Below are 10042 nucleotides of genomic sequence, written 5' to 3'. Positions count from 1 at the left end.
ACCCCGGAGGTCTCCCCGTGACCGCGCCCCGCCCCACCGCCACCCGCAAAGTGCTGGGACGGCTGTCCCTGCCCGAGCGGAACTTCGTCGCGGAGGCGCTGCGCACCGAGACCGTCGGCGGTGTCCTCCTCCTGATCGCCGCGATCACCGCACTGATCTGGGCCAACGTCCCCGCCCTGCACGACAGCTACGAGAGCGTCAGCCACTACCACCTCGGCCCCGCCGCCCTCGGCCTGAACCTCTCGGTCGCCCACTGGGCCGCCGACGGCCTCCTCGCCGTCTTCTTCTTCGTCGCCGGCATCGAGCTGAAACGCGAACTCGTCGCCGGCGACCTGCGCGACCCCAAGGCCGCCGCCCTGCCCGTCGTGGCGGCCCTGTGCGGGATGGCCGTACCGGCACTCGTGTACACGCTGACGAACCTCGCCGGCGGCGGCTCCCTCCAGGGCTGGGCGGTGCCGACCGCCACCGACATCGCCTTCGCGCTCGCCGTCCTCGCGGTCATCGGCACCTCCCTGCCGAGCGCGCTGCGCGCCTTCCTGCTCACCCTCGCCGTCGTCGACGACCTCTTCGCGATCCTGATCATCGCGGTCTTCTTCACCGCCGGCATCGACTTCGTGGCGCTCGCCGGGGCGGCCGTGGGCCTGGCCGTCTTCTGGCTGCTGCTGCGCAAGGGCGTGCGCGGCTGGTACGTCTACGTCCCGCTCGCGCTCGTGATCTGGGCGCTGATGTACAACAGCGGCGTCCACGCCACGATCGCCGGTGTCGCGATGGGCCTGATGCTGCGCTGCACCACCCGCGAGGACGAGAAGCACTCCCCCGGCGAGCACGTCGAACATCTCGTACGGCCCCTGTCGGCGGGCCTCGCGGTGCCGCTGTTCGCGCTGTTCAGCGCCGGGGTCGCCATCTCGGGCGGCGCGTTGGGCGACGTGTTCACGAAGCCCGAGACCTTGGGCGTGGTCCTCGGACTGGTCGTCGGCAAGGCGGTCGGCATCTTCGGCGGGACCTGGCTGACGGCCCGTTTCACCCGGGCCTCGCTCAGCGACGACCTCGCCTGGCCGGACGTGTTCGCGGTCGCCTCGCTGGCCGGCATCGGCTTCACCGTGTCGCTGCTCATCGGGGAACTCGCGTTCGACGGCGACCAGTTGCTCACCGACGAGGTCAAGGCGGCCGTCCTCGTCGGCTCCGTCATGGCGGCCCTCGGCGCGACCGTGTTGCTCAAGCTGCGCAACGCCAGGTACCGCAGGATGTACGAGGACGAGGAGCGCGACGAGGATCTCGACGGCATCCCCGACATCTACGAGCAGGACGACCCGGCGTACCACCTGCGCATGGCCGAACTCCACGACCGCAAGGCCGCCGAGCACCGCAGAATCGCCGAGGCGAAGGCAGCCGAGCGACGCGGGCTTGCCGAAGTGGCGGGCGGGGCAGGCGAGGACAACGACGGTCCGGCATGATCTGACCAGACGGTACAAACACATGCAGATGAGGGAGTACGCGATGAGCGCACCCGACGGCAGCCCGGTCGGCGCCGAACGCAGCATCGGCCAGTTGTTCGCCTCGGCGACGACCGAGATGTCCGCGCTGGTGCACGACGAGATCGCACTGGCGAAGGCGCAGCTCAAGCAGGACGTCAAGCGCGGTGTCGCGGGCGGCGGCGCGTTCACGGTCGCCGCGGTGGTCCTGCTGTTCTCCCTGCCGATGCTCAACTTCGCGCTGGCATACGGCATTCGGACGTGGAGCGGCTGGAACATGGCGCTCTGCTTCCTGCTCTCCTTCGCGGCGAACGTGCTCGTCGCGGTCGTCCTCGGGCTGGTGGGCGTGCTCTTCTTCAAGAAGGCCGCGAAGAGCAAGGGCCCGCAGAAGGTGGCCGCTTCGGTGAAGGAGACCGCGGGCGTCCTGGGCAACGCCAAGCCGCATCCCCGCGCGGCGATCGAGGACCGTGTCCCCGAAGCCATCGAGGCTGTGGCACGCTCGTCCTCATGACGGACCCCGCCAATCCTTGGGCGCAACCTGCTTCGGTCGTACGGCTCGACATTCCCGGCGGGCGCGAGGTGACCCACCGGGACGTCGCGGCCAACGGCGCCCGCTTCCACATCGCGGAGGTGGGCGACGGGCCGCTGGTGCTGCTGCTGCACGGCTTCCCCCAGTTCTGGTGGACCTGGCGGCACCAGCTCGGCGCGCTGGCCGACGCCGGGTTCCGGGCGGTCGCCATGGACCTGCGGGGCGTCGGCGGCAGCGACCGCACCCCGCGCGGCTACGACCCGGCCAACCTCGCCCTCGACATCACCGGCGTGATCCGCTCCCTCGGCGAGCCGGACGCCGCGCTGGTCGGCCATGACCTGGGCGGCTATCTGGCATGGACGGCGGCCGCGATGCGCCCCAAGCTGGTGCGCCGGCTCGCAGTCTCCTCGATGCCGCACCCCCGGCGCTGGCGCTCGGCGATGCTCTCCGACGTCAGGCAGTCGACCGCGAGTTCCTACATCTGGGGGTTCCAGCGCCCCTGGATCCCCGAGCGGCAACTCCTCGCCGAGGACGCCGAGTTGGTGGGCAAGCTGATCCGGGACTGGTCCGGCGCGAGCCTGCCCGACGACGAGGCGATCGAGGCGTACCGGCGGGCGATGCTGATCCCGTCGACCGCGCACTGCTCGATCGAGCCGTACCGCTGGATGGTGCGGTCGATGGCACGCCCGGACGGCATCCAGTTCAACCGGCGCATGAAGCGCCCGGTGCGGGTGCCGACGCTGCATCTGCACGGCTCGCTCGACCCGGTGCTGCGCACCCGCAGCGCGGCCGGTTCCGGGGAGTACGTCGAAGCGCCGTACCGCTGGCGGCTGTTCGACGGTCTCGGGCACTTCCCGCACGAGGAGGACCCGGTGGTCTTCTCGACAGAACTGGTCAACTGGCTCAAGGACCCCGAACCCGATCGTTGACCGACGGGTGAGCAACGCATGACCGATGCGTGACCGCTCCGCTGCGCCCGGTATCCGGATATGAACACCTGTCCTACGAACGGCTACTTGCCTCGCGCATAGGCCAATTGGGGCCCCAAGGGGTGGTTATCGACCTTGGGGCAGGGGCAGACGGAGGGGTATGGGCTGGACGCACGACTACAGTGACGCAGCACGCAACCGCCGCTCGGACCACGGTCTGAGCTCCCACCAACGGGGCGCCCCGCAACTCCAGGGCACAGACCTCAGGGTGGGGATCCCGCGCATTCTGCGCCGCCGGGCCCGCTGGGTCTCGGTACGGCTGCGTCATCCTCGAGGCTGACGCGGCCCTCCTCCAAAAGCCGGGCAAAAGCCGGGCTCACAGCGCGCAACTGTCGCTGTCCACCTGCTCGTTGGCACTGCGCCCCTTGACGATGTCCGCCTGGATCTCGTCCGCGGTGAGCGCGTACCCGGTGTCGGGGTCGTCGAGGGACTTCGCGAAGACCACGCCGTACACCTTGCCCTCGGGCGTGAGCAGCGGGCCGCCGGAGTTGCCCTGGCGGACGGTCGCGTAGAGCGAGTACACATCGCGGCGGACCGTGCCGCGGTGGTAGATGTCCGGGCCGTTGGCCGTGATGCGGCCACGCACGCGTGCGGCACGGACGTCGTACGACCCGTTCTCCGGGAAGCCGGCGACGATCGCGCTGTTGCCGCTCACCGCGTCCTTGGTCGCGAACTGCAGGGAGCGCGCCTTCAGGTCGGGTACGTCGAGTACGGCGATGTCGCGGTGCCAGTCGTAGAGGACGACCTTGGCGTCGTACTTGCGGCCCTGGCCGCCTATCTGGACGGTGGGTTCGTCGACGCCGCCGACGACGTGCGCGTTGGTCATGACGCGGCGGTCGCCGAAGACGAAGCCGCTGCCCTCCAGGACCTTGCCGCAGCTCTGGGCGGTGCCCATGACCTTGACGATGGACTGCTGGGCGCGGGTGGCGACCGCGCTGGAGGCGAGCGCCGGGTCGGGCGGCTGGACGTCGTTGATCGGCTCGTTCGCGAACGGGCTGAAGACCTGCGGGAAACCGTTCTGCGCGAGGACCGAGGAGAAGTCCGCGAACCAGGTGTCGGCCTGCGAGGGCAGCGCCCGGGAGACCCCCAGCAGCACCTTGGAGCTGCGGACCTCCTTGCCGAGCGTCGGCAGGGTGGTGCCGGCCAGCGCGGAGCCGATCAGCCAGGCGACCAGGAGCATCGCGAGGACGTTGACGAGGGCGCCGCCGGTCGCGTCCAGGGCGCGGGCCGGGGACCAGGTGATGTACCGGCGCAGTTTGTTGCCGAGGTGGGTGGTCAGGGCCTGGCCGACGGAGGCGCAGACGATGACGATGATGACCGCGACGACGGCCGCGGTGGTGCTGACCTCCGACTTCTCGGTCAGCGCGTCCCAGATCACGGGCAGCGTGTACACGGCGACGAGACCGCCGCCCAGGAACCCGATCACCGACAGGATGCCGACGACGAACCCCTGGCGATAGCCCACGATCGCGAACCACACGGCGGCGACCAGCAACAGGATGTCCAGCACGTTCACCGGTTCAAGCCTCGCCTCATGACTTCGCGATCACTCCAGGGCCGCCGGGGGTCCGGGGGTTGTCCCCCGGGAAGACACAGCACGACGGACACCCTGTCATGACCGCCAGTCGAGCGGGACCTGCTTCTCGCGGTCCCAGGGCCGCTCCCAGCCGGAGTAGTGCAGCAGGCGGTCGATGACGCCGGCCGTGAAGCCCCAGACGAGGGTCGATTCGACCAGAAATGCCGGACCCAGGAAGCCGCTGGGGTGCGTGACGGTGACCCTGTTGGCCGGATCCGTGAGATCCGCCACGGGGACGGTGAACACGCGTGCCGTCTCGTTCGGATCGACCACGCCCACCGGCGTCGGCTCCCGCCACCAGCCCAGCACCGGCGTCACCACGAAGCCGCTCACCGGGATGTACAGCTTGGGCAGCACCCCGAAAAGCTGCACTCCAGCCGGGTCGAGTCCGGTCTCCTCCTCGGCCTCGCGGAGAGCGGCCCGCAAGGGCCCGTCGCCCGTCGGATCGCCGTCCTCGGGGTCGAGGGCACCACCCGGGAAGGACGGCTGCCCCGCATGCGACCGGAGCGAGCTCGACCGCTCCATGAGCAGCAGCTCGGGCCCCTGATCGCCCTCCCCGAAGAGGATCAGCACCGCCGACTGCCGCCCCGCCCCGTCCTCCGGCGGCAGGAACCGGCTCAGCTGGAGCGGCTCGACCGTCTCCACGGCGTGCACCACCGGATCCAGCCAGCCCGGCAGCCCCTCCTTGCTGAGCACCACACCCTGGGTATTGCTCGCGCGTGTCATCCCCCACCCCCGTTCCCACTGATCAACGCCCGATACCTCCGAGATCGTTCCGTCATCCGCCCCCGATGTCATGACGATTCCCGTCACGCCGATCCCAGCGGCGGGGCCGGTTTGCCGCCCGCGTCCAGATAGGCCTGCGGCGGGTTCAGCCGCTGACCCGGATAGCCGCCCTTCTCGTACTTGAGCAGCTTCTTCGCCTTCTCCGGGTCGGTCTCGCCCTCGCCGTACGCCGGGCAGAGCGGGGCGATGGGGCAGGCGCCGCAGGCGGGCTTGCGGGCGTGGCAGATCCGGCGGCCGTGGAAGATCACGTGGTGCGAGAGCATCGTCCAGTCGCTCTTCGGGAAGAGCGCTCCCACGGCGGCCTCGATCTTGTCGGGCTCGGTCGCCTCGGTCCACTTCCAGCGCCGTACGAGCCGCTGGAAGTGCGTGTCCACGGTGATGCCGGGCCGCCCGAAGGCGTTACCGAGCACCACGAAGGCGGTCTTACGGCCCACACCGGGCAGCTTGACGAGATCTTCAAGCCGGCCGGGCACCTCGCCGCCGAAGTCGGCCACCAGGGCCTTGGAGAGCCCTATCACCGACTTGGTCTTGGCCCGGAAGAACCCGGTCGGGCGGAGGATCTCCTCGACCGCCTCCGGGTTGGCGACGGCCAGGTCCTCGGGGGTCGGGTACTTGGTGAACAGGGCCGGCGTCGTCTGATTGACCCTCAGGTCGGTCGTCTGGGCGGACAGGACCGTGGCGACCACGAGCTGGAAGGGGTTCTCGAAGTCGAGCTCCGGGTGGGCGTACGGATAGATCTCGGCCAGTTCGCGATTGATGCGGCGGGCGCGGCGGACGAGGGCGGTGTGCGATTCACTCTTCACGCCGGCCACCACTTTTGCCCCTTTTGTCACTTTCCTGCCGCCACCCTTGCCGCCGTCAGGGCCCTGTTCGCCCACAGCGGAATCACGAGGTACAACCATCCGCCCAGCCCCCTTGGCCTGTGCTCTCACCGGCGATTTGGACACCCGGCCAGCCTAGAGCCCGCCACTGACATCCGCCCCGGACCCCGAAGATCAGCCCCCAATTGGACCCCTGCCGCTTACCTCGGGACACCAGTGCGGCATCCTTGTGACAGATCACACTGTTTGGACGGTCCAGCAAAATGGGGAGCACGGTCCCCTGGTACCAAGGGGGAGCACCATCCCCTGAGCAGGTCGACAAGGAGAGAACTCGTGGACGACGTTCTGCGGCGCGCCCCGCTCTTCGCGGCGCTCGATGACGATCAGGCCGCGGAGCTGCGCGCCTCCATGAGTGAGGTGACCCTCGCGCGCGGGGACTCGCTCTTTCACGAGGGCGACCCGGGCGACCGGCTCTACGTGGTCACCGAGGGCAAGGTGAAGCTGCACCGCACCTCCCCGGACGGCCGCGAGAACATGCTGGCCGTCCTCGGCCCCGGCGAGCTGATCGGCGAGCTGTCGCTGTTCGACCCGGGCCCGCGTACGGCGACCGCCAGCGCGCTGACCGAGGTCAAGCTGCTCGGCCTCGGCCACGGCGACCTCCAGCCCTGGCTGAGCGCCCGCCCCGAGGTGGCCTCCGCGCTGCTGCGCGCGGTCGCCCGCCGGCTGCGCAAGACCAACGACGCGATGTCCGACCTGGTCTTCTCGGACGTCCCCGGCCGCGTGGCCCGCGCCCTGCTGGACCTCTCCCGCCGCTTCGGCGTGCAGTCCGAGGAGGGCATCCACGTGGTGCACGACCTCACGCAGGAGGAGCTGGCCCAGCTGGTCGGCGCGTCCCGCGAGACGGTCAACAAGGCCCTCGCCGACTTCGCGGGCCGCGGCTGGCTGCGCCTGGAGGCCCGCGCGGTGATCCTGCTGGACGTGGAGCGACTGGCGAAGCGCTCGCGCTAGCCACAGCATTTCGTACGACTTCGAAGGGCCCTGCTCGTACGGCGGGGCCCTTCGCGTATCGCCAGGGGTGGGGATGTACGAGGACAAGGCGCCGGATCCGGGCTGGAAACACTCCTGGTGGCGAAGATCGGCGCGCCGGCTGTGGAGAACGCCCGACGAGAAGGGCGACCTCGGCGGAAAGCCGCTGGGCCTATGGCTGACGGACGACACCGTCGTCATCGCCCGCGCCGACGGGGTGCGGGCGTTCCGGGCCACCACCGGCGAGCCGCGGTGGACCTGGCGTCCGCCGGGCGACCAGGTCGTCGGCCTGGTGTCCGCCGACGCCGAGAGCGGCGTGGGGGTGGTGATGCACTACGACGGCGACCGGCGCCGGGACGTGAAACGGGTCGGCCTCACCTCGCTGGCGGTCGCCACGGGCGAGGTCGTACGGCGCCGGAAACAGGACACGGCACCGCTGGGGCACATCCCGTCCAAGGCCGCCCTCGGCGGGGGTCTCCTCGCGACGGCCGGCGAGTCCTGGAAGGACGGGGAGGCACGGCCGGTGATGCGCGCCCTCGACGTGGACACGGGCGAGGTCCGTTGGAAACACGAACTCACCGACCCGCGCGTGGAGAGCGCGTCCGTCATCAGCGCCCGCCCCTTCGTGGCCGCCCTGAGGACACGCGGCGTGCGCGGCGGGCACAGCCTCCTGGTCCTGGGCGACGGCGGGACGGGAGCCATGACGCTGGCCCTCCCGGAGGGGTACGAGAGGTTCGGCGAGCAGGTCGCCGTGGCCGGTGACGTCCTGGTGGTGGGCCTGGTCCCCAAGGACAGGGCCGAGCTCGACCGGGGCAACCGGCTCGGGGCGTACTCCGTCTCCTCCGGGAAGCTCCTGTGGGAGTGGCACGGCAAGGAGACGTACCAGGACGGTGTCCTCGCCCACCGCGGCCGGCTGCTGGTCGTGCACGAGTACGGCGGCCGCCTCAGCGTGCTCGACCCCGCCGACGGCAGCGTGGTGGCCCGGCGCAGGCTGCCCGGCACCGCGTTCGACTCGCTCGTCGCCGCGTCCGGCGACCTGGTCGCGGTGGGCTGCGAGGCCGGCGACTACAGCCACGGGTTACGGGTGTTCCGCTGGAGGTGACCCCGTCCGCCTCCCGTAAATGCACTCCCCAGGGGGCACGTCTCCCGGCACAGTGATCCCATGGCCGGAACCGTTCACCACAGAGGGCTCGACGCCCAGGGACACATCGAGCGCGAGGGCTCTTTGGGGCGCGTTCCGCACGCCTTTCGGCCGGTCGTCGCCGCCGCGCGGGACCGGCTGATCGACGTCTACGGGGGACGCCTCAACAGCGCGTACCTCTACGGGTCGATCCCGCGCGGCACCGCGCGCGTGGGGCGCAGCGATCTGGACCTGCTCGTGGTGACGCGCCAGGAGCCGACCGAGGAGGACCGGGACGCGGCCCGGAGCCTCGGCGAGGCGCTCGACAAGGAGTTCCCGGAGATCGACGGGGTCGGCACGCTCCTGTACGGCCGGGCACGGCTGCTGAGCGAGCCGGAGACGTACGACCTGGGGTGGTTCGTGGCGTGCCTGTGCACACCGCTGCTCGGGGAGGACCTCGCCGAGGACCTCCCCCGCTACCGCCCCGACTCGATCCTCGCCCGGGAGACGAACGGCGACCTGGCGCTGCTGCTCCCCCGCTGGCGCGAACGCGTCGCGGGCGCCGGGGACACGGACGAGGCCCGTAGACCCCTGGTCCGCTTCATGTCCCGGCATCTCGTCCGCACGGGGTTCACGCTCGTGATGCCCCGCTGGAACGGCTGGACCAGCGACCTGCGGGAGATGGCCGAGGCGTTCGCGGAGTACTACCCGGAGCGTGCGCAGGACCTGCGCAGGGCGGCGGAGTCGGGCTACGAGCCGACGGGCGACGCGGGCGTCCTGCGGTCGTACGTGGATGATCTGGGCCCGTGGCTGGCCGCCGAGTACGCGCGCGTGCACGGCATCAAGGCGCCCCGCCCGGACATCGCCTAGATCAGGCCGTGTTCCTTCAGGTAGTCCAGCTGGGCCAGCACGGACAGCTCCGCCGCCGGCCACAGGGAGCGGTCGACGTCCGCGTACACGTGGGCGACGACCTCGGCCGGGCTCCGGTGACCGTTCTCGACGGCCGTCTCGATCTGGGCGAGCCGGTGGGCGCGGTGGGCGAGATAGAACTCGACGGCACCCTGGGCGTCGTCGAGGACGGGCCCGTGGCCCGGCAGGACGGTGTGGACACCGTCGTCGACCGTGAGGGACCGCAGCCGCCGCAGCGAGTCCAGGTAGTCGCCCAGGCGGCCGTCAGGATGCGCCACGACGGTCGTACCGCGCCCCAGGACGGTGTCCCCGGTCAGGACGGCCTGATCGGCCGGGAGATGGAAGCACAGGGAGTCCCCGGTGTGCCCGGGCGTCGACACGACGACCAGCTCCAGCCCGCCGACCCGGATCACGTTCCCGGCGGCGAGCCCCTCGTCCCCGAGCCGCAACGCCGGATCCAGCGCGCGCACCTTCGTGTCCGTCAGCTCGGCGAACCGAACGGCACCTTCGGCATGGTCGGGGTGCCCGTGCGTCAGCAGGGTCAGCGCGATCCGCTTGCCCGCCTTCTCGGCGGTGTCGACGACGTTCCGCAGATGCCCCTCGTCCAACGGCCCCGGGTCGATCACCACGGCCAGCTCCGAGTCCGGCTCCGCGACGATCCAGGTGTTCGTCCCGTCCAGGGTCATCGCGGACGCGTTGGGCGCGAGCACGTTGACGCAGCAACACCTCGGAGAACAAGGTGGCCCAGTTCATGCTCTCGGGCAGCTTCGGTTCCGGATTCCCCGTCGGACTGATGACCAAGGACGTGGACATA

The 10042-nt window shown here is 70.7% G+C and carries 10 protein-coding genes and 1 pseudogene; 7 read left to right on the top strand and 4 right to left on the bottom strand.

The window, feature by feature from the left end; translation table 11 throughout:
• The first annotated feature begins 17 nt into the window (after nucleotides 1–17).
• From nhaA to ACNFOC_RS44040, 4 genes are all read left to right on the top strand, one after another.
• Nucleotides 18–1454 (top strand): Na+/H+ antiporter NhaA, encoded by a 1437-nt coding sequence (gene nhaA, locus ACNFOC_RS44055; RefSeq protein ID WP_416964630.1) that lies wholly within the window; start codon nucleotides 18–20, stop codon nucleotides 1452–1454.
• 43 nt (nucleotides 1455–1497) lie between these two features.
• Nucleotides 1498–1983 carry a phage holin family protein gene (locus ACNFOC_RS44050; RefSeq protein WP_327402382.1) on the top strand — a complete coding sequence of 162 codons (486 nt, stop codon included), beginning with the start codon at nucleotides 1498–1500 and terminating at the stop codon, nucleotides 1981–1983.
• Nucleotides 1980–2930 carry an alpha/beta fold hydrolase gene (locus tag ACNFOC_RS44045; RefSeq protein WP_416964629.1) on the top strand — a complete coding sequence of 317 codons (951 nt, stop codon included), beginning with the start codon at nucleotides 1980–1982 and terminating at the stop codon, nucleotides 2928–2930. Before ACNFOC_RS44050 ends, ACNFOC_RS44045 begins: the two co-directional genes overlap by 4 nt.
• A gap of 160 nt (nucleotides 2931–3090) precedes the next feature.
• Complete coding sequence (locus ACNFOC_RS44040; RefSeq protein WP_078623198.1) at nucleotides 3091–3270, top strand: hypothetical protein; 180 nt, start codon at nucleotides 3091–3093, stop codon at nucleotides 3268–3270.
• 36 nt (nucleotides 3271–3306) lie between these two features.
• Here ACNFOC_RS44040 and ACNFOC_RS44035 read toward each other — a convergent pair whose 3' ends face one another.
• The 3 genes from ACNFOC_RS44035 to nth all read right to left on the bottom strand — a co-directional run bounded on the left by ACNFOC_RS44035 (nucleotide 3307) and on the right by nth (nucleotide 6155).
• Nucleotides 3307–4506: a MarP family serine protease gene (locus tag ACNFOC_RS44035; protein WP_416964628.1), complete on the bottom strand. Its 1200-nt coding sequence runs from the start codon at nucleotides 4504–4506 to the stop codon at nucleotides 3307–3309.
• Between the two features lie 96 nt (nucleotides 4507–4602).
• Entirely contained in the window at nucleotides 4603–5292 is a 690-nt protein-coding gene (locus tag ACNFOC_RS44030) for an NUDIX hydrolase (protein WP_416964627.1), read from the bottom strand.
• An 83-nt stretch (nucleotides 5293–5375) separates the two neighbouring features.
• Nucleotides 5376–6155, bottom strand: coding sequence for an endonuclease III (gene nth, locus ACNFOC_RS44025; protein WP_416964626.1), 780 nt, complete (start codon nucleotides 6153–6155; stop codon nucleotides 5376–5378).
• A gap of 351 nt (nucleotides 6156–6506) precedes the next feature.
• On the opposite strand from nth, the gene ACNFOC_RS44020 reads away from it, so the two are divergent.
• The 3 genes from ACNFOC_RS44020 to ACNFOC_RS44010 all read left to right on the top strand — a co-directional run bounded on the left by ACNFOC_RS44020 (nucleotide 6507) and on the right by ACNFOC_RS44010 (nucleotide 9189).
• Nucleotides 6507–7181, top strand: a complete 675-nt coding sequence (locus ACNFOC_RS44020) for a Crp/Fnr family transcriptional regulator (protein WP_019063754.1) — start codon at nucleotides 6507–6509, stop codon at nucleotides 7179–7181.
• 73 nt (nucleotides 7182–7254) lie between these two features.
• Complete coding sequence (locus tag ACNFOC_RS44015; protein ID WP_416964625.1) at nucleotides 7255–8301, top strand: BamB-related PQQ repeat family beta-propellar protein; 1047 nt, start codon at nucleotides 7255–7257, stop codon at nucleotides 8299–8301.
• 60 nt (nucleotides 8302–8361) lie between these two features.
• On the top strand, nucleotides 8362–9189 hold the full coding sequence (locus tag ACNFOC_RS44010; protein ID WP_416964624.1) for a nucleotidyltransferase domain-containing protein: 828 nt from the start codon (nucleotides 8362–8364) through the stop codon (nucleotides 9187–9189).
• On the opposite strand, the pseudogene ACNFOC_RS44005 reads toward ACNFOC_RS44010, so the two are convergent.
• Nucleotides 9186–9944, bottom strand: a pseudogene (locus ACNFOC_RS44005) (MBL fold metallo-hydrolase); the annotation flags it as partial. The gene ACNFOC_RS44010 and the pseudogene ACNFOC_RS44005 sit on opposite strands and share 4 nt — an antisense overlap.
• Nucleotides 9945–10042 lie beyond the last annotated feature (98 nt).

This window comes from Streptomyces colwelliae (assembly GCF_048158785.1).
GTDB lineage: Bacteria > Actinomycetota > Actinomycetes > Streptomycetales > Streptomycetaceae > Streptomyces.
This window is presented reverse-complemented; position numbering and strand designations above follow the sequence as displayed.

Coding starts and splice junctions, on each gene's coding strand:
- ACNFOC_RS44050 (WP_327402382.1), top strand. CDS start 1,498: ATGAGCGCACCCGACGGCAGCCCGGTCGGCGCCGAACGCAGCATCGGC.
- ACNFOC_RS44045 (WP_416964629.1), top strand. CDS start 1,980: ATGACGGACCCCGCCAATCCTTGGGCGCAACCTGCTTCGGTCGTACGG.
- ACNFOC_RS44040 (WP_078623198.1), top strand. CDS start 3,091: ATGGGCTGGACGCACGACTACAGTGACGCAGCACGCAACCGCCGCTCG.
- ACNFOC_RS44030 (WP_416964627.1), bottom strand. CDS start 5,292: ATGACACGCGCGAGCAATACCCAGGGTGTGGTGCTCAGCAAGGAGGGG.
- ACNFOC_RS44015 (WP_416964625.1), top strand. CDS start 7,255: ATGTACGAGGACAAGGCGCCGGATCCGGGCTGGAAACACTCCTGGTGG.
- ACNFOC_RS44010 (WP_416964624.1), top strand. CDS start 8,362: ATGGCCGGAACCGTTCACCACAGAGGGCTCGACGCCCAGGGACACATC.